Origin of the sequence: Macrococcoides goetzii (genome assembly GCF_002742385.2) — a bacterium.
GTDB classification, from domain to species: domain Bacteria; phylum Bacillota; class Bacilli; order Staphylococcales; family Staphylococcaceae; genus Macrococcoides; species Macrococcoides goetzii.
This window is the reverse complement of record NZ_MJBI02000001.1, coordinates 568,163-587,723: the sequence shown is the minus strand read 5'-3', so window position 1 is coordinate 587,723 and position 19,561 is coordinate 568,163. Positions and strand designations below refer to the sequence as shown.

Annotated in this window: 24 protein-coding genes; 19 read left to right on the top strand and 5 right to left on the bottom strand. The window is 30.0% G+C overall.

Annotated features, from left to right (window positions below):
* The first annotated feature begins 28 nt into the window (after window positions 1-28).
* The gene (mprF, locus tag BFS35_RS03160) at window positions 29-2,572 is read left to right on the top strand and encodes a bifunctional lysylphosphatidylglycerol flippase/synthetase MprF (protein ID WP_099577922.1); all 2,544 of its coding nucleotides are present in this window, start codon (window positions 29-31) and stop codon (window positions 2,570-2,572) included.
* Here mprF and msrA read toward each other — a convergent pair.
* Window positions 2,569-3,084, bottom strand: coding sequence for a peptide-methionine (S)-S-oxide reductase MsrA (msrA, locus tag BFS35_RS03155; protein WP_099577924.1), 516 nt, complete (start codon window positions 3,082-3,084; stop codon window positions 2,569-2,571). The two genes, mprF and msrA, sit on opposite strands and share 4 nt — an antisense overlap.
* 120 nt (window positions 3,085-3,204) lie before the next feature.
* On the opposite strand from msrA, the gene BFS35_RS03150 reads away from it, so the two are divergent.
* The gene (locus BFS35_RS03150; RefSeq protein WP_099577925.1) at window positions 3,205-4,146 is read left to right on the top strand and encodes an LCP family protein; all 942 of its coding nucleotides are present in this window, start codon (window positions 3,205-3,207) and stop codon (window positions 4,144-4,146) included.
* A gap of 89 nt (window positions 4,147-4,235) precedes the next feature.
* Window positions 4,236-4,688: an Imm48 family immunity protein gene (imm48, locus tag BFS35_RS03145; protein WP_099577927.1), complete on the top strand. Its 453-nt coding sequence runs from the start codon at window positions 4,236-4,238 to the stop codon at window positions 4,686-4,688.
* Between the two features lie 43 nt (window positions 4,689-4,731).
* Here the strand turns inward: imm48 and BFS35_RS03140 are convergent, their stop codons facing one another.
* Together BFS35_RS03140 and BFS35_RS03135 are read right to left on the bottom strand one after the other, a co-directional pair.
* Window positions 4,732-4,917: a 2-hydroxymuconate tautomerase gene (locus tag BFS35_RS03140; RefSeq protein ID WP_099577929.1), complete on the bottom strand. Its 186-nt coding sequence runs from the start codon at window positions 4,915-4,917 to the stop codon at window positions 4,732-4,734.
* A 48-nt stretch (window positions 4,918-4,965) separates the two neighbouring features.
* Window positions 4,966-5,970 (bottom strand): cation diffusion facilitator family transporter, encoded by a 1,005-nt coding sequence (locus tag BFS35_RS03135; RefSeq protein ID WP_099577930.1) that lies wholly within the window; start codon window positions 5,968-5,970, stop codon window positions 4,966-4,968.
* A 213-nt stretch (window positions 5,971-6,183) separates the two neighbouring features.
* On the opposite strand from BFS35_RS03135, the gene BFS35_RS03130 reads away from it, so the two are divergent.
* Together BFS35_RS03130 and BFS35_RS03125 are read left to right on the top strand one after the other, a co-directional pair.
* Window positions 6,184-6,576, top strand: a complete 393-nt coding sequence (locus BFS35_RS03130) for a sporulation protein (protein WP_099577932.1) — start codon at window positions 6,184-6,186, stop codon at window positions 6,574-6,576.
* A gap of 240 nt (window positions 6,577-6,816) precedes the next feature.
* Window positions 6,817-7,761, top strand: a complete 945-nt coding sequence (locus tag BFS35_RS03125; protein ID WP_158554244.1) for a LacI family DNA-binding transcriptional regulator — start codon at window positions 6,817-6,819, stop codon at window positions 7,759-7,761.
* A gap of 36 nt (window positions 7,762-7,797) precedes the next feature.
* Here BFS35_RS03125 and BFS35_RS03120 read toward each other — a convergent pair whose 3' ends face one another.
* Window positions 7,798-8,328 carry a DUF402 domain-containing protein gene (locus BFS35_RS03120; protein WP_099577936.1) on the bottom strand — a complete coding sequence of 177 codons (531 nt, stop codon included), beginning with the start codon at window positions 8,326-8,328 and terminating at the stop codon, window positions 7,798-7,800.
* 92 nt (window positions 8,329-8,420) lie between these two features.
* On the opposite strand from BFS35_RS03120, the gene BFS35_RS03115 reads away from it, so the two are divergent.
* The 9 genes from BFS35_RS03115 (at window position 8,421) to BFS35_RS03080 (ending at window position 13,669) form a co-directional block, all read left to right on the top strand.
* Window positions 8,421-8,879: an NUDIX hydrolase gene (locus BFS35_RS03115; protein WP_099577937.1), complete on the top strand. Its 459-nt coding sequence runs from the start codon at window positions 8,421-8,423 to the stop codon at window positions 8,877-8,879.
* Window positions 8,880-8,897: 18 nt separating this feature from the next.
* A complete protein-coding gene (locus BFS35_RS03110; RefSeq protein WP_099577939.1) occupies window positions 8,898-9,665 on the top strand; it encodes a hypothetical protein in 768 nt (255 codons plus the stop codon).
* An 8-nt stretch (window positions 9,666-9,673) separates the two neighbouring features.
* Window positions 9,674-10,552 (top strand): alpha/beta hydrolase, encoded by an 879-nt coding sequence (locus BFS35_RS03105; RefSeq protein WP_099577941.1) that lies wholly within the window; start codon window positions 9,674-9,676, stop codon window positions 10,550-10,552.
* Window positions 10,553-10,707: 155 nt separating this feature from the next.
* Complete coding sequence (locus tag BFS35_RS03100) at window positions 10,708-11,445, top strand: class I SAM-dependent methyltransferase (protein WP_158554243.1); 738 nt, start codon at window positions 10,708-10,710, stop codon at window positions 11,443-11,445.
* 3 nt (window positions 11,446-11,448) lie between these two features.
* Complete coding sequence (locus BFS35_RS14260; RefSeq protein WP_407943221.1) at window positions 11,449-11,514, top strand: hypothetical protein; 66 nt, start codon at window positions 11,449-11,451, stop codon at window positions 11,512-11,514.
* A gap of 164 nt (window positions 11,515-11,678) precedes the next feature.
* Window positions 11,679-12,341 (top strand): hypothetical protein, encoded by a 663-nt coding sequence (locus BFS35_RS03095; RefSeq protein ID WP_099577945.1) that lies wholly within the window; start codon window positions 11,679-11,681, stop codon window positions 12,339-12,341.
* A 1-nt stretch (window position 12,342) separates the two neighbouring features.
* Window positions 12,343-12,798, top strand: a complete 456-nt coding sequence (locus tag BFS35_RS03090) for a VOC family protein (protein ID WP_099577946.1) — start codon at window positions 12,343-12,345, stop codon at window positions 12,796-12,798.
* 12 nt (window positions 12,799-12,810) lie between these two features.
* Entirely contained in the window at window positions 12,811-13,176 is a 366-nt protein-coding gene (locus BFS35_RS03085) for an NUDIX domain-containing protein (RefSeq protein WP_331466706.1), read from the top strand.
* A 286-nt stretch (window positions 13,177-13,462) separates the two neighbouring features.
* On the top strand, window positions 13,463-13,669 hold the full coding sequence (locus BFS35_RS03080) for a hypothetical protein (RefSeq protein WP_205757137.1): 207 nt from the start codon (window positions 13,463-13,465) through the stop codon (window positions 13,667-13,669).
* Between the two features lie 189 nt (window positions 13,670-13,858).
* Here BFS35_RS03080 and BFS35_RS03075 read toward each other — a convergent pair whose 3' ends face one another.
* Window positions 13,859-14,926: an HD domain-containing protein gene (locus BFS35_RS03075; RefSeq protein ID WP_099577952.1), complete on the bottom strand. Its 1,068-nt coding sequence runs from the start codon at window positions 14,924-14,926 to the stop codon at window positions 13,859-13,861.
* 90 nt (window positions 14,927-15,016) lie between these two features.
* Between BFS35_RS03075 and BFS35_RS03070 the strand changes: the two genes are divergently transcribed.
* From BFS35_RS03070 to BFS35_RS03050, 5 genes are all read left to right on the top strand, one after another.
* A complete protein-coding gene (locus BFS35_RS03070; protein ID WP_099577954.1) occupies window positions 15,017-16,051 on the top strand; it encodes a Gfo/Idh/MocA family protein in 1,035 nt (344 codons plus the stop codon).
* A gap of 73 nt (window positions 16,052-16,124) precedes the next feature.
* Window positions 16,125-16,952, top strand: a complete 828-nt coding sequence (locus tag BFS35_RS03065) for a PhzF family phenazine biosynthesis protein (RefSeq protein ID WP_099577956.1) — start codon at window positions 16,125-16,127, stop codon at window positions 16,950-16,952.
* Window positions 16,953-17,005: 53 nt separating this feature from the next.
* A complete protein-coding gene (locus BFS35_RS03060; protein ID WP_099577958.1) occupies window positions 17,006-17,476 on the top strand; it encodes a DinB family protein in 471 nt (156 codons plus the stop codon).
* A gap of 258 nt (window positions 17,477-17,734) precedes the next feature.
* Window positions 17,735-18,202: a GNAT family N-acetyltransferase gene (locus BFS35_RS03055; protein WP_240628339.1), complete on the top strand. Its 468-nt coding sequence runs from the start codon at window positions 17,735-17,737 to the stop codon at window positions 18,200-18,202.
* Between the two features lie 32 nt (window positions 18,203-18,234).
* Window positions 18,235-18,762 carry a histidine phosphatase family protein gene (locus BFS35_RS03050; protein ID WP_099577960.1) on the top strand — a complete coding sequence of 176 codons (528 nt, stop codon included), beginning with the start codon at window positions 18,235-18,237 and terminating at the stop codon, window positions 18,760-18,762.
* The last annotated feature ends 799 nt before the right edge of the window (window positions 18,763-19,561 follow it).

Sequence of the window (19,561 nt, the reverse complement as noted above, 5' to 3'; positions counted from 1 at the left end):
CAGTTTTTAACATAGAAAGTGGGTTAGTATGAAAGCATTTATAGTGCAGCATCAAAACAAAATAAAAATAGTTTTTATATCACTTCTTTTAACTTTTATATTTTACAAATTAATCGGAGAATTATCATCTATTGATTATAAAGCAACATATTCAGCTTTTAAATCTATGCAATCATTTGAACTCGCTGGTTTGATTCTTTCTGGACTATTTGCTGTAATGTTACTCTCGCTTTACGACTTTGTATTGGCAGGAAATTTAAAATTAGCTATTTCTAAAAGAAAGTTATTTAACACAAGTTTCATTGCAAATGCAATGAACGCCGTAATTGGATTTGGCGGTATAATAGGTGCCGGACTACGTTTACTCGTATATCGAAACTATGCAGAAGACGAAAGAAAATTAATCAAAGTGATTTCATTATTATTATTATCGATGATTTCAGGAATGAGTTTTTTAAGTTTAGGTATCATATTCAATTTATTTAATAACACTCATGCCTTTGATCACTACCCATGGTATAATATCGCATTAATTATTACAGCATTATTTTTGCCATTATTTTTAATTTATACTTTTATTAAACCGATTAATCAGGATAAATTATTAGGATTAAAATTTACTTTAGTTTCTGCATTAGAATGGATTGCAGCGAGTGGCGTAATGTACTTAATCTTTAAATGTATTGATAGTCCCGTGCCATTTGCGATTGTCATCGGCATATTTGTGGTAGCAGCTTTAGCTGGATTAATATCACTCGTACCAGGTGGATTTGGTGCATTTGACTTAATGATTCTCGTAGGATTTAAAGCTGTTGGCATTGCAGAAGAACAAGTATTACTTGCACTACTCATATATCGAGTTGTTTATTACTTTATTCCATTTCTGCTTGCTCTTGCATTATCGACTTTCGAGTATAGAGGTGTGGCGAGAAAACAATTTGAAGATCGGTTTGAAGATCATAAATATGTTGGACCAGCAATTGAGACAAGTAATTTATTTTTAAGTATATTACGGGACTTAATCGTGAAGTTACCGGCAATTGCATTAGGAGTTATTGTAGGTATTACGGGACTCTTATTATTTTTAAGTAATGGTTTAGTAATCATTGAAGCCATCTATGATGTGAAACATAATACGTATTTATTTCTAGCGGCATTGTACGCTGTGGCTGCACTGATCTTAATCATCAATGCTAAGGGAATCATGCATGACACACGACGTTCGCATGTAATGAGTATGGTCGCAGTAAGTATTTTACTGATTGTCGTATATCTGACATATGGAAACTTTCTCATTTATATCTGGCTATTTATTGTGTTAATACTATTGTTTATCGGCAATCGAAATGTTAGTTCGATTAGAAGACCAATAACATTAAAAAGAGCTGGATTAACCATTCTTTCATCAATCGTGTTATTATCAATCAACGGATGGTTACTTTCATTACAATTAGAAGATTTGATCCGCTCAGAAAATATTGATTTCGATAGTAACTTACTAAAATATTATTTCCTACTTTTAATCGTATTATTTGCAGGTGTGACGTATACACTCTCTTATCTTTTCAATAAAAAATTTAAAACTAAAATTGATATGCAAATGTCAACAGAGGAGATAGACAAAATTATTCAGTCTTATGGCGGGAATTTTGTAAGTCATCTGGCATTCACTGGAGACAAATTATTCTTTACAAATGATGAGCGTGATGCATTTGTCATGTTTCAATTTAAAAATGATAGTATTATCGTATTAGGTGATCCAATAGGGAATAAGGCATCTTTTCAATGTTTACTGACACAGTTCTATGACAAGACAGAATATTATGGTTATGACGTGGCATTCTATCAGGTTCAACCGCATCTGTTACCGATGTATCATGATTTCGGGAATATATTCTTTAAACTAGGTGAAGAAGCAGTCATTCCACTTGAAGACTTTACGATCAGTGGAAAGAAAAAACGTGCATTTCGAGCAACTGTCAATAAATTCGAAACAGAAGGATATCGTTATGAAGTGCTGGAGCCACCTTTTGATGATTATTTAATTGCTCAATTACAAGAAGTTTCTAATGAGTGGTTAAATGGGCGTAACGAAATGAATTTCTCAGTAGGGCAGTTTAATCGTGATTATTTAAACAAAGCACCAATCGGAGTTATTAGAAATGATGCTGAAATCATTGGCTTCGTCTCATTTATGCCAACACATTATAATCATTCATTCTCAGTAGACATGATACGCTGGAAAGATAATGAACTCCAAATGATGGATGGTCTATATTTAAATACAATGCTATTAATGAAAGAGAAGGGCTATCATTCATTTAATATGGGGATGGCACCACTATCAAACGTAGGCAGTCATAAACATGCATTTTATCGTGAACGATTGGCAGGGAAGATATTTGATTCTATCTCAAGACTTTATAGTTTTAAAGGATTACGTAGATATAAAGAAAAGTTCGATCCTGACTGGCAATCAAGATATTTAGTCTACCGAAAAGATAGTTCACTCATCACACAGATGATTCGTATTAATGCAATCATCAATCGATCAAAAAAATCTGAGCATTAGCTCAGATTTTTTTGTGTCTTTATGTAATTTTCACGATCAATTTGTTCCTGTTTGTAACGTTCAGGGTTTCTTTTATAGAAGTCCTGGTGCTCATCTTCAGCTAAATAGAACACTTCAGCAGGACGTATTTCAGTCACAATCGGCTTATCAAATCTATCTTGAATACTTTCTATGTAATTTACTGTTTTCATTTTTTGTGTTTCATCAGTATAAAATACAGCAGTTCTATATTGTGTGCCTCTGTCCATATATTGTCCCCCAGCATCTGTCGGATCAATTTGAGCAAAGAAAATCTCTAATAATTTATCAAATGAGAATACAGCATCATCATAAATTATTTCAACGACTTCAAGGTGATCTGTCGTACCTGTTTTCACTTGTTCATAGGTTGGATTTTCAATATGTCCACCCATATAACCACTCTTTACACTTTCAATACCATCAAAAGAATCAAAAGGTTTTACCATGCACCAGAAGCAACCTCCGGCAAAATATATCGTTTTCATTTCAATCTACCTCCTTGTAATTATTTTACGATAATAATGTACAATTACCATAGGTATTTGCTTGCAATTTAGTCTTATTTTTTATAAGTTTAATATACTGGAGTATGGAAAGTAGGGTGTTTAATTATGGATGGACAAACGCCACCTATACGTCGACGAAAAAAACGTCGTATTCGTAAGCTACCGTTTATATTATTATTTATTATTTTTATATTATTAGGATGTTTTTTATACATAAAATCGAGTTATGAAAGTGGTTTAAAACAAGCAGAAAAACACGCACCGAAACATGAACAATATGAATTTAATGGTGTAAATAAAAAAGATGGGAAAATTAATATATTAATATTAGGACAAGACCGTGCGGTTGATGGATCTGCAAGGACTGATTCAATCATGATTGGCCAGTATAACTACTTAAATAAAAAGATGAAAGTTATTTCCGTGATGCGTGATATTTATGCTGAAATACCAGGTTACAGAAATTATAAGATTAATACAGCATATACATTAGGTGGACCGGAACTTTTACGCCAAACGATTAAAAAGAATCTAGATATCGATATTGATCATTATGCGATTGTTGATTTTAAAGGATTTTCTGCAATGGTAGATGAAATATCACCAAATGGTGTACCCATTGATGTTGAAAAGGATATGTCAGAAAAAATAGGTGTCACGCTGACGGAAGGAAAACACAATTTAAATGGCAAAGAGTTACTTGGCTATGCACGATTCAGAAATGATGCTGAAGCTGATTTTGGTCGCGTTAGACGTCAACAGCAAGTAATCCGTGCTTTAAAGAAAGAAATGGTTAATCTACCAGTTATCTTAAAAACACCTAAACTTGCCGGTATTGCAAGAGGGTATATCAATACAGATATGACTGATGGAGAAATATTTAGAACAGGCACTTCGTTTGTAATCAGAGGGAGTAAGGATCCAAATACATTAGTCATTCCGGTAAAAGATAGCTTTACTCAGATGAGTTATCCTGAAGCTGGTGCAGTGTTAGAAATTGATAAAGAGAAAAATAAAACAGCTATTAAGAAATTCTTAGAGGAATAAAAACTCAGTCAGATGACTGAGTTTTTATTATATGCATTCATAATATAACAATGATAAAATAAATTATGAATTAAATGGAGGGATTTAAAATGAATGATTTAGAAGCAATGTACCAGTATGCTGTGAAAGTTGCTGATACATTACAAGCGTCACCTGTATACGATGAACATAGTGATGCTGATGACCAGGCAATGGTGGCATATACATTTGGAGTGTTAAATGGATATGCACAAAAAAATGACTTTGGGGCTGAAGAAATACAAGTTGTTATGGTTAGATTAATCTCAGAATTTATCGGTTATCCAGTTGATTACGCTGAAGCTTTAACACAATATATTATCTCTTGCACAAACAAAGAAGAAAATGAATCAATCTATATCATTATCCATAAAGGACTCGATCAATATTTAGATGGGGGACGCGTTGTCGACTTCCAAAATGATTATTCGATGATACTAAATGATATAAAAGCAGTTGTAGAACCTGAACCTGCTCCGAAACGTATTAATATGGCTGCAAGAATCAATCCGAATGAACAATAAAAACCTGCTTGTCCGCTAAGGACAAACAGGTTTTTTCTTTGAATTAAGATTCTGATTTTAATTTACCAGCCACTGCATAACGCTCTTTTTTCAATTCTTTAATAAATACATGAATATTTTCTTTCGGTGCGTTCGCATTTGTAGCAACAACTTCTGTTACTTCTTCAACGATTTTCTTTAATTGTTCTTCTGAACGACCTTCTAGTAATTCTACTGTAATAAATGGCATAAACATTCTCCTTTACATCTAAAATTTATTACTCAAAGCTATTATATACTATTCATAAATATTACGGTTAATAGATGAACCGTTACCACTTACCCAGTCATCCATGTCATCATCTTCCATGATTTCTATGTTGACATCTGTAACGTGTGGCTGCTTTAATAATTCATTCGTTACTGATTTTTTGATTTCTGTTAATTCTCTTAAATTAAATTCATAGTTTGATACTTCAATCAAAGCTTCTACGTGCTTATCTTCGCCTTCTTTCATTACAACAAGACGTTTGATGTCTGAAACTTCTGGGTGCTCTAAAATAACTTTAGAAGCATGAACTTCCATCTCTTCATCAGCTCGACCAATCGCTCCAGCTGCGTTCTCCATGAAAACTTTATATACAACATAGAACATCGCTAATCCGATGATAACAGATACAATACCTTCAATTTGAACAAATCCTGTATACCTTGCAATTATGATTGCTAATAATGCGATAACACCGCCACCAGTTGCGACAGTATCTTCCATGAATACAAGTTTAGTGGCTGGCTTAGCTTTCGCAATGTTTAAGTAACTTGTAGTAAGTGGGTGTAAACCAGTTGTTGGTTTATGAGCTTCTTCTAAAACTTCCTTACCAGCTTTATAAAGCACTGCAACCTCTAAGATGATACCAATTAATAAAACACCAGCAGCGATTAAGAAATGATTTAATGGCTGTTCATGGTGAACTGGGTTTGTGATGTGATGAATACCTTCCAATATTGTTTCATAAGCTAAAATTGCAACGATTAATACTGCAAACAAACAAACGATATTAACAAGACGACCATAGCCAAATGGAAACCTTTCGTTTGGCTTTTTCTTTGAAACAGCAGATCCTACGAAAACAAAAAATTGGTTCGCTGCATCACCGAATGAGTGCATCATTTCTGCAAACATCGCAACGTTACCGGTAATAACATATGCTCCAAACTTTAAACAACCTAGAATAAAATTTACGATTGCTGCAATTAATGAAGACTTACTACCTTTTTTGAGTAAATTAAATAAACGTGACATAGAAAACTCCTTTATTCATTTTATTATTATATTATAACCGAAATTAAAGTGAAAAACCTTAATAATCGTTGTATAACTGTAACCATAATTGAAAAGAAATAAACATTATTTCAATAGAATTAGGATATTATTTTAAGTCTAACATGCATTATGGTACGATTAATTTAATTTAAGAGAGATTATATTAAAAATTCATATACGAGGAGGTATATCATGTTTAAAGAACTTCTTACATCAATAGGATTTGGAGACGCGAAAGTTGATACACTTGTTAAAAAAACAACATTTCATCCTGAGGAACAGATTGCTGGTATCGTAAAATTAGAAAACTTAGCTGAGCAAGATATTGATCGTATTGAACTTATTTTAATCGAAAGAAAAGAAAATACTGATGAAACAAGCGACTTCCACACAATCGATTTACCCATATCAAAAGTGATTCTACAGCATGACGGAACAGAAGAAGTACCATTTATATTTGATACACACGAAGAAATAGAAGACTATAACCATGAATTCTATATCATGACACACGTATTTGTTGATAATGCAGTAGATTATTATGATGAAGATCAAATTTACTTTGAAAGTGTGCAATCAAGCTAACATCAAATAGACAGGACGCAACTCAAATATTGCCGCCTGTCTATTTTTATTATCAATTAAGCCTTATACATACCTTCATAAGCCTTAATATTTATCTTCAGTTTCTGGTACAATACTCACAAATAAGAGTTCAATGGCACATAAAATAATCAGTGATAAACAACCATACATTACAATCACCTCTTTCTTAAGTCGATTGTAATGTATGAAACTCGTTTCATAGCAAGGGGGAATTGCTTCATGTCAAATATTCGTGATATCGCAAAGGAAGCAGGTGTATCAGTAACCACTGTATCCAGAGTAATAAATAATCATCCATATGTTAAAGAAGAAAAAAGGAATAAAGTCATGCAGGCAATGAAGACATTAAACTATATACCCAACCATCTGGCGGTAAATCTATCACGTGGTAAGAGTAGAGTGATTGCAGTCGTATTTCCATGGATTACAAATCCATATTATTTAAGAATTTTGGAAGGTGCGATTAAGCAGGCTTCACTACATCAATATCATATTATTGTCATTGAAACACACTATAAAGAAGACGAAGAAATAAAGGCATTAGAAATGCTGAAACATCGATCAATTGATGGCATCATATTTATTACGAAACAACTACCGATTGATGTAATATATGACTATGAAAAATATGGCCCAATTGTATTAATGGAGAAGAATGATCATCTCCCGTATATATTTATCAATCAATACGCAGCAATGAAAAAAGCATTGAATCATCTCATGAGTGAAGGTTATAAAAAAATAGGGTACACAGTACATAGAAATAATGGATTTAGTGCAAATGAACGCGCAAAAGCGTATGCGACATTGCCTGAAGACATGCAATACAAGGAATTTATCTATGTCAGTGGATTATCTTTAACGGAAGGGAAACAACTCGCACAAAAAATATTAAAACAAATGAACTTACCAGATGCGTTAATAGTGACCAATGATGCGCACTGTGCAGGTCTATATGCAGAGTTTCAGAATCGAGGCATTAAAGTTCCGGAAGACATTGCACTCATATCCTACGAAAACGGGGAACTCTCACAGGTGAATAACATAACAAGTATTGATCTGCCATTAGCACAAATGGGAGAACGAAGTGTTGAATTAATACTGTCTGACTCGGCGACATCAGAGGAATTAACGTCAAAATTAATCATTAGAAAATCTACATAAAAATTCGGTCAAATAGACGAAAAAAAGTTATTTCGTTTATTTAACCGAATTATTGTTTAAATCATTCATTATAGTTTCAACATGTTTTAATAGAAAACCATCAAAAGGGAACTCCTTAGAACGATATAAAGATTCTAATTTTTCTTTCAAGTGACTAACCTCTGTTATTAAGTTATCTGGATATTGATATTTTATTATGTTAATTTCAAATTCGTCTTCATCTACAAAATAATATTTACCTTCTTTATCGATAATCATATCAATATCTAAATCAACAATATCTATATTATTCTCTTTTGATATAGGCAGAGAACATATATTACAGTAGTATTCAATATCACCATTACGATAAATGTCCGTATTTATTGTAAAACCGTCACTTTTTGATATGAACTCAAGAGAAGCATTATCATAAACAAATGTTTGACCACGTGTATGATGAATAAGCTTTCTGGGTGGCAGAGACTTAAGAAGAATGTATGATTTATTCTCCTCTATAAGTTCTGATTTCCACGAATAGTGAATAGTATGATCGTATTTATATGTATTAACATTATATTCTTTCATTTAAACCTCCGTTGTAAATTTATTGATTTAATTATATGATATATTAATCAGAAAATTCTTTAAATAAAATTATATTATTACAGGAGTAACTTATGGACATCACATTTACTAAAGATAATAAGCGTTTCAAATACAGAGCTTCAGCTTTAATTATAGAAAATAATCATATTTTACTTCAAAACATCAAAGATTACTGGGCACCACCGGGTGGCAAAGTTCAAATGCTGGAAGATTCTAGAATAGCGTTGAAAAGAGAGATATTTGAAGAACTTTCTACTGACATAGCGATTGAACAAAGTGCTATTTTCATTGAACAAACATATCATTCACAAGAAAAGTCATTCCATGAGCTCGGCGTTTATTATTTTTGCCATTCTAAATCATTATGGGATAGAGGAACATCTATAATCGGATGTGAAAATGGAGAAGATATGGAGTATCGATGGTTTCCAATAATTGAAATCGAAAAGATTAATCTTCAACCTGCCGTATTAAAAGACAAGTTGTTAGGTGAGCATAAAATTTTTGAGCATATTATTAATCATGAATAGATCTAAGGAGGAGAGCAGTTGTATACATATAAAGAAAGAAAAGAGATATATGATAAATTATTAAATCAATTAATACATCTTGGAATTGAAGGTGCTGTGCAAATTGGATCAGGCGTTAATGGCTATACTGACGACTTTTCCGATATAGATATGATGGTAGCAGTAAATCTACCTGTAACAGAAAACAAAGAAAAAATAAAAGAGTTACTTTTAGATTTGGGAGCAATCTATATTCATGAAGGCATGTTCAGGGAAGATATTTATTTATTAATTCCGTTCTTTGAAAATGGTCTGGAAATGGATATTTCAATCATGCCTACTGAATTATTAAGTGTACAATCACCACTTTGGAAAGTGGTCTATGATTCAGACGGCTCTGTATTAAAGAAGATGAATGAACTGAATGAACAATTTCTAAACAAACAACAACCATATCGAACAACGCCGAATATAGCTTTTCAATTTATTTATCGTTACCGTAAAGCAATCATCGACTTAAAAAGAAATAATTTAATTGGCGCCTTAGCTCATATTGATATAATGAAAGAATTTATTCTAGAAATTCAAATATTAAATGAAAATCAAAAATTACATCAATTTAAGCAATATCAACTCCTAGACCTATCTTTCCAGGAAGTATTTCTAGAACTATATCAAATGGATATTAGTATCGATGGTGCAGAAGAACTTTTAGAGAAGACCATGCAATTATTTAAAGATACCATCAGTAAAAATAAAAGCATAAAATATGACGAGGATATTTATTCTATTATAGAGAATTTGTAGGTGATACATTGAAGAATTTAAATCATTTGTTAAAAGAAAATCATTTAGATTATAAAACAGTAGAAACAACTAATGGAAAAATTAGCTATTTTGAAACTGACAATAAAAATAACAAGTTTGAAACTTTATTGCTTTTACATGGATTTGGTGCAAATGGTTTAGATTATTTACCGATGATTAAACTACTTAAAGATCGGTATCATATTATTTCTGTAGACCTACCTGAAAGAGGAGAATCAAAATTAATCAGTAATAATGATTTCACACCAGAAACGATTGCTAAGTGGCTATATTCATTTATCAATAAAATCCAAATAGATAACTTTCATTTAGTTTGTCATTCAATAGCAGCACACTACGGATTATTCTATGCGAGTAAATACTCGCTAGAAACTTTAATACTGCTTGATGGTGGATATTTAGTTCCTAAATACTTTGATGGCTATAGTCTAGAAAAAGAAATCAATGATACGCGAAGCTTAATTCGAACTTTGAGTTATAGTTCAGAGCAAGAGTTATTTGAAAGTTTAATCACTCAAGGAAACACATTTGAGAAGAATATCATTGATAGAAGATTATTTAAAGAAGAAGATGGTAAATTAGTGTTTACTTTATCAGAAGAAGTAGGCGTACAAATGACTTTAGATGTCGTAAATTATCCTGATTATGATTTAATACGAACAATTGATAAAGATATTTATATGATACGAAGTGACAAGCCAGAAGAGATTAATGATATCCGTGAAAAATGCATCAATCAGTTTATTAAAGCAAGGGATATAAGTATTACAATTTTGAAAGATAGTAATCATAGTTTATATCATGATAAAGCATCTGAGGTTTCAATCCTAATTGATAATTGGATAAAACAAAACAGCCATCGATAAACGATGGCTGTTAAAATATATGTAAATTTTTGTAAAATTATTTTTGCTACTTCTATAATACATCATACATATTTTTATAATATAAGTCTATTCTTTTTTATATAGTTTTATAAAATATAATTACTGGGCCCAAGTATAATTAGGAGATGAATAGAATGTCACAAAATATTTATGATAATGAGCATTTCTACAAAGGTTACACAAAAATTCGTAACAATAAGTTAAGTTATAACGAAATGATCGAAATGCCGATAATGAAAGAAGAGTTGCCAGATATAAAAGGGAAAATGGTATTAGACATTGGTTGTGGTATGGGAAAATTTATTCAATATATGCTCGAATTGAACCCAAAACAGATTGTAGGGTTAGATATTTCTAATAACATGATTTCATATGCGAAAGAACTTGTTGATGATGAACGCGTATCATTTGTGGTAACAGATATACTTTCATATGAAACAGACATTAAATTTGATGTGATAGTATCATGTCTGGCTTTCCATTACATTGAAGATTTCAATTTACTAATGAAAAAATTAAATAAATTATTAGCAAATGACGGTATATTACTATTTTCTACAGAACATCCGTTAACAACAGCAACGAAACAAAAAGAAAATTGGTCTCACGTTGAGAGTCGATTCAATCACTATAAATTAGATCATTATTTTGAAGAAAGCGCGAGACCGATAGAGTGGTTAGATACTGAAGTAATTCGTTATCATCGCACAATTGGAACAATGATGAATACTATAATCGATAATGGATTCATTATTGAACGAGTACTTGATACAGGCAATACAGAAATGTCGTTAAAATTATGGGATGCAGAAGATATTATGAAAGTAAATCATAGACCACCGTTTATAGTGATAAAAGCGAAAAAGTATTAACGTATGAAAGTACGTAAGAAACCAGGTCTTAAAGGCGCTCGTCGTTCACCACAGTTCTTAAAACGTTAATATTTCAAAATTACATTTCAAACTCTTTGGATGATTCCAAAGAGTTTTTTGTTTTTTAGAAAGGAGTTAATAACTGCTTAATAGATAGAAAAATCAGACTATTGGCATATATGATTTATATGAGATTATTTATATAATGTTCAAAAAGAAGGGGAGAGGGAACATTGAACATTTTATCGATTCACTTACTAACTAAAGAAATTCATAAATTAAAGGAATTTTATAGTGATTTAGGGTTTAAGACAGAAATTATGGAAAATAAATTAATCGTTCATCTCATTAAGAGTGATATTATATTTGAAAATGATATCAATAAAAAGGAACCATTTTATCATTTTGCTATAGATATTCCCCCAAATCATTATAACTTTTTAAAGAAAAAAATAAGTGGCCGAGTATGTCTCTTAACTGAAGATGATAAAGATGAAATTTATTTTGATCATATAAGCGCTAAATCTTTTTACATTAATGACTCATCTGGAAATATTGTAGAATTTATAGCAAGAAATGATTCAGATTGCAAAAATTCTATAAATAATAGATATATCAGAATAAGTGAAATTAGTTTAGTTACAAATAAGGTTAATGAGACTTTTAAACAGTTAGAGAATTATAAATTTAGGGAACGAGATAACGAGTTAATAGAAGAAGGTTTAAATTTTATATGTTCAGGTGAAGAAAAAGAATATATTTTATTAACCAAAGAAAGAAGAAGATGGTTATTTTCGGACAAATTATCTAAGTCATATCCTATACAAATAGTTACTGACGAATATATGTTGAATTATCTAAATAATCAATTGGAAATCAAAAAGAGGGGTGTTTAGTTTGATTAAAGGTTTATTCGAAGCACATCTACCAGTTAGCAATTTATTAAATTCTATTAAATTTTATGAAAGTTTAGGATTAACATTAGAAAATCATATACCAAATAAGGTTGCATTTATGTGGATTGAGAAAGATGTGAGTTGGTTAGGACTATGGGAATGTGAAAGTGTCCGTTTAGATTATCATCCTTCTATTCGTCATATTGCCTTTAATGTTGATTTAGAAGATTTAAAGACAGCAAAACAATGGTTAAATAAAAAAGGAATTGAAACTAGAGGTGCTTTTGGATTTAGTGGAGAAGAACCTTTTGTATTACCACATGTGAATAATGCTAGTTCTAAGATTCATTTTTATGATTTAGATGGTAATAGTTTAGAGCTAATATCACAAATTTCAAACCCTGAACAGTGTCTTGATGCTATGTACTTATCGGAGTGGGAAGAAAGATTTTATTAGTTACATTAATTAATAACAAAAATTAGCAATTATAAAGAAATATTACTTCAAAAACGAAGTGATAAAAAAATGTGGGGTTTACCAGGGGGAGCAATGGAACTTGGAGAAAGTTATGAAGCAGTAGCTATTATAGAAACTAAAGAAGAAACAGGACTTAATATTGAGCATTTGAAATTCATTTATCTGTTTTCTGGTGAGGATATTCATTATATCTATCTAAATGGCGATGAAGTATATAACACTATTGCCCTCTATGAATCGAGAACATTTTCAGAGGAAATTAGAAACTCAGATGAATCTATAGATTTGAATTGGTTTAACATTAATAATTTACCTAATTCAATAGCGCCACCAAAAGCGAGGCATGAGTTTTATTAAAATATTATAAGGATGAGTTGTAGTTCTATAGTAAAATGTAAAATAACTCATTGATTCAAAAGCAATTCGCGCAGTATAGTGAGAAATGCTTTCCATATATAGTTTGATAAAATATCAATAAATTTATCAAATTTTAGAATTTTCTATCTATTTATATGGTACATTGATTGGAAATATATTAAAAAGTAAAATACGTGTTTGTTTTTATAAGGAGCATTTGAAATAGATGCATAGAAAAACTGATATGAGGTAATGCAAAATGAAATATTATATTGCGAGTAGCTGTTTGAATAAAGAAATTGTTAATGAAACTATAAAACAGTTGGATGATAAAGGTTTTACTAACACTTATAAATGCACTCTAAATGATAAAGCAAGTAATGAAACTGAATTGAAAAATATTGGTCAGGCAGAGTTTCAAGCAGTCAAAAAATCGGATGTCTTATTGTTATTTTACCCGGAGGAAAAGGAACACATATTGAATTGGGAATAGCTTTGGTTGCGGTATACAAGTAGTAATAGCCTATTTTGATGATAATTTCTTAAATATCAATAACTCAGCGACATTTTATTATTTAGATAATGTAAGTCATATCAAAGTTACAGAAGAAAACGTTGCAGAAAGTTTATACAATTTTATTTTAAAAATAGAAAAATAGATGGAATAAAGTGATTCCATCCATTATACATAATAAATTATTTTAGAAGGATATTTTGACAAAGGTATATAGTTACTTAAGTCTTTAACATCATTATGTAGTTGAACTGATACCCCTTTAGAATAATTTCCGTATTTTAAAGGTCTTTGAATTACTTCTGAAAAACTAAAATTTGATGCGATATCATTAAATTTTATATTGTCAGTTTCATATCTCATAACCTGTTTTTTTAAGTATAGATTATGTATTTTCTTTATAGAGTCATTATGGTATATTTCGTCTTTTATTAATTTAGAAATATAATTATCATCCATAGAGAGATAAGTATTAATTACAGAAGGATTATTAGTAAATGAGGATATATCGCGGATTTCTTGATAATTTGCCTCCTTCAATAAAATTTTAAGCATTAAATCAATACCTAAAACATATTCGTGACCAAAACTAGATAAAAATAACCGCTCTTTCATTTTGTATATCTTCTGAACAATACCAAGTATGTCTTCGTTAACTACTACTGATTTATTGTTGTAATTAGTATTTGTAATAATGCTAAAGATATCATCTTTTAGTGGATTATTATTAAAATTATAGTAATAATCTCTTTGAATATAATCTAATTTGTCGGCGCCTAGTTCAGAAAATAATATTTGCTCTATTTGTGGTAAATCACCTTCTCTTCTTAATACATTCAAGACTGACTCCATTAATCCATTTTCCAAATTTAATATTGATTTAATTTCTAAATCATTTTTAATTAGCAGTTCACTCCATTTTTCATGATGGATATTTGTTACATTTTCAAAAGTATGTGAGTATGGGCCATGTCCAATATCATGTAATAATGCTGTAGTTAGTGCAATTTTCTTTTCAAAACCGACAATACCTTTTAAATCTGAAATAAGGTTTGTTATAGCAAAGACACCTAATGTATGATCAAAACGATTATGGATAGCATTTTTATTTAGTAAGTAAGTATGGCCCTGTTGTTTAATATTTTTTAATCTTTGTAATACTTTTGAATTGATTAATTTAATATAAAAGGAATCTTTAATTTCTATTTCAACATGAATACAATCTGTAAATATCATAATACCTCCAAGTTAAATCATATATTCTAATATACAATTTTTCAAAAATTAAGTAAAATTAAATAATAATTCATTTTTAAGGAGAAGCAGATGGGAAAAGTGGCTTTAATTGGTAATGGTCATATCGCAAAGGCAACATATATTAAGTATTTTAGAGAGAGAAACAAAGATTATGAGATATGTGCTGTTGTTAATCCAAATGTAGAAAGTGCAAAAAAATTTATTAAGGAAAATAGCATAAAAAAGTCATATAAAAATATTGATCAGATGTTAATGAACGAGCACCCTGACTTAGTAATAGTCTGTTCACCAAACAGATATCATTATGAACATGTAATGAAGTGTCTTAGTAAGAATATACATGTATTTTGTGAAAAACCACCTGCAATGAATAGTAAACAAGCCAAGGAAATGTATAATCTTGCGAAAGACAATAAATTGTTTTTGGCTTATAATTTTCCGCATCGTTATTCTGAAGAGACAAAAATACTCAGAAAAAATATCAAAAAACTTGGAGATGTTTATTTTATTGAAGCAAATGCAATTAGAAAGCATGGTATTCCAACTTGGGGGAAATTTACTGAAAAAAGTATACAGGGTGGAGGACCACTAATTGATATTGGTATACATATATTAGATGCAGCACTTTATATTTTAAATTATCCTAAAATAAAATCAGTATACGCTAATCAGTACACGTCACTTTCACATGAAAAAATCAAAGCATTTATAAATAACACTGAAAATAATGAATATACTATCGAAGATTCTTTGTTTGGGACAATAGAGTTTGAAAATGGTGCAATTCTTAGAATAAATACCTCATATTTATTAAATGTAGAGTCAGATGAGTTTAACATCAGAATGGTGGGGAAACAATATGGTGCAAATTTGTATCCATTGAAAATCTTTACAAATATTGATATGGACCTTATAGAGTACGAAGAAAAAAATGAAGTTACTGAGCCACTGAATAGATTTGGTTGTTTGGAAGAATTCTGTAGAAAGATAAAAAAGAATCAGTTTTCTACTCAAGAAGCAAATGAAGGTTATATGATTCAATATCTCATAGAATCATTATATCTTTCTGCAGAAACTGGGGAAAAAGTAATTCTTAAATATTAGCGTAACTTTACAAATGATTAATAAATACAATATAAAAGATTATTGATTTGAAATTAAGGAAATGGAGAAGAATATGAATATATATAAAACAACTGTTTTTCCCTTTAAAAATGCAGGAGGGAATCCTTGTCCAGTAATTTTAGAAGCTGATCAGTTAACTTTTGATGAAATGAAAAATATTGCAAAACAATATGAACTTGAGGTTGGATTTGTATTGGAAAGTGAATTACCTTCGTGTGATTATCAGTTTAAATACTTCGTGCCTAATAAAGAAATGGAAATGTGTGTTCATGCGACGATAGCATGCGTTACAGTTCTTAAGAATAAAGGATTTCTTAAAAAGAGTCATTTTTCAGTAGAAACATTAGCGGGTGTTTTAGATATTGAGATTATTGGAAATGACATTGATTTCAAAGTAAAAGTAAAACAAGGAGCACCAAATATTAGCGATGTAATGATAGATAAAAATGAAATTGTTAAAGCATTAAATTTATCAGTGAATCAACTTTCAGATAATGTTATAAAGAATGTTTCAACATCTAGGTATAAAACCTTTATAGAGTTGAAAGGTGTAGACGTTTTAAATCATCTTAATCCAGATTATGAATATTTATGGTCAGTTTGCAACAAGATAGGATCGACTGGATTTTATCCGTTTGTAAAAGATGAAAGCAATATTTACCATGCCAGACAGTTTCCAAATAATACTGGTTACTTAGAAGATTCTGCAACTGGTGTGGCTGCTTCAGCACTAGGAATTTATGTTAGAGATGTAATGAATCAATCTTTTGATGAATTAACAGTATTTCAAGGATTTGCGATGGATAGTCCAAGTGAAATTGTAGTTATCAATGATGATGAATCAAATTTTGTTGTAGGAAGAGCAGTTGTTGTATCATAGTTAATGAAATTTTAAAAATATAACAATAAATTAAATAAACAAGGGGATGTATTATGAATAGTATAGATGTCTTGATTTTAAACATGTCAGAAGTGAGAAGACGTAGTGAGATTGTTTGGAAAAGTATTGATAAAAAGTATTATGAATTTAAGCCGGATCAAGATGCTCTAACAATATATGAAATGATTAAACATGTTTTACAATCTGAATATATGTATCATGAAATGTTTATTAAAGGTGGCAGTATTGAGGAAATTCCAACACCATATGATGATATTTATAACAGCATTGAAGAACTAATAATAGTTTCAAAAAAATATAAAGATGAGTACAAAGAATTCATTAAAAAATTAAATGAAGATGATCTTACTAATATCAAAATTGATAGATCACAAGATGCAGGTTATATAAGAACTATAGGAGATATGATAGAAAGAGTAACTTTCCATGAAGCAGTTCATCTAGGACAATTATTAGATTATATGAGAACTGCAGGAATTGAAAGACCGAGAATTTGGGATTAAAAACTTGTAAATAGATATACTTATAATTGGAAAAGATTTAGAATATGCTTCTCAGAAATTAATAGAAGAAAATATACCCGTAAAGGAAGCGTATCTATTCGAAAGAAAATGGCGAGAGCTAATAATTGAACAAAAGAATCTGAGTAGTAAATCAGAAGTTCATTTCATAGAATCAAGTACTCATAATATACATATAGATCAACCAAAAGTTTTAGCAGAAATAATAAAATTATTTTGTTATAAAATAAAGGTGAAAATGTGAAGAATATAAAAATTCAAAAGTTATCACAATGTCATGCTGAAGAAATTGCGAATGAATGGAAGTATGAAGGGATTTATAAATTTTATGATGCAACTGAAGATGAAGAAGATTATCGAGAATTAATTTCACAAGAGCTTCGAGGTGAACAATATTTTGAAGTATTGTCAGAGGACCAATTAATTGGATTCTTTGTAGTAAATGATTCTATACCAAATTTTGTAGATTATGGTCTAGGTATGAAGCCTGAATTAACAGGCCATGGTAACGGGAAAATATTTATTAAAAAGACAATCCAATATATCATTGAAAATTATGATGTCGGAACAATTACTTTATCTGTTGCTTTATTCAACAAGAGAGCAATCAATTGTTACGAGAAATGTGGTTTTATTAAAGAAAAAGATTTTGAAATGGAAACAAACGGATCTCAATATCGTTTTGTTAAAATGTATAAGAAGTGTTGAAAGCTATAATATCGATTCATCGGGGGAGAAAAATGATTTATTTATTAAGACATTGTAAAGCAACAGGTCAAGAATATAATGCGGAATTAACAAGTGAAGGAAAGGAATCTTCAATAAAACTTATTCCTATCCTGTCAAAATTAAATATACATGAAATTCATAGTAGTCCAATGACAAGAGCAATAGATACAGTAAGTCCATTTGCCGAAAAAAATAATATACATATAAATACTACTGAAGTTCTTCAAGAAAGAATACTTAGTTTAGATGCGATTCCAGATTGGAAGAGTCATCTTGAAAAAACATTTTTAGATTTTGACTATAAACTAGAAAATGCTGAATCAAGTAACGAAGCATTAAAAAGAATTTTTACCTTTGTAAAAAGTTTGGATAATGACAAAAATCATTTAATTGTTTCACATGGCAATCTTTTAACTTTATTGATAAATAAATATGATAAAAATTTTGAATTCATAGAATCATTAAAGATGGAAAATCCAGACTTTTTTAAATTAGATTTGATTAACGAGAAAGTAGAACGTTTAAATATAAGTAAATAAATAGTTTATTATCATAAACTATACTTACCACCGGTCAGCAGTTTATTTAGTTACTCTTAAGTGATATTTGATGCAATTCTATGCAATCGAAAAAATCAGAAATCCTTTAATATCAATGCTTACGACAGTCTATACAACTGTACGAAATCCTAAAGTTTTTTGAACGTAGGAAGTCAGATTTTTAAAGGCCTGATTGTTAACAACAGTTTTCAAAATATTAGACTGCAGCTGTTTAAAGTTTACTTGCTTACAGATGGAGTCCGCAAATTGCGTCAGCAATTTGTGTTCAAATAAAATGATTACAGCACTTCTCGAAAATACTCGAGAGGTGCTTTTTTTGTTATTATTGATAGATTTAGTTGCCTTTAAGTTACCCCTAGGTGTCAATAGTGGTTTTAAGAGGAACCATTTTGTTTGAATATTGTTTGAAATTCATTTATATGCATCTGTATGAAATCATTTGAAATGACCTAGTTTTTCTTTAGGACTCGTACATCATTAAATCTATTTACTCATAATAATATTTGCTAATTTCATTTGCACTCAATAAATCATATGCATCCTTTTATTCACATTGGAAAATATTTCATGTAATTGTAAGAGATTACTTGAATTATTGCATTACTTTTTTTATAATCTTTTCAACTAATTAGAAATTTATTCTAAATATTTCGAATGAAGGGTGAAACATTATTTAGTGAAGTATTATCGATAAGAGGACTTTATTTAACTAATACTTTGATTATAGGATTGTTTATAGTGATATTTATAATGACCAATGACAACAAAAGACGTATTT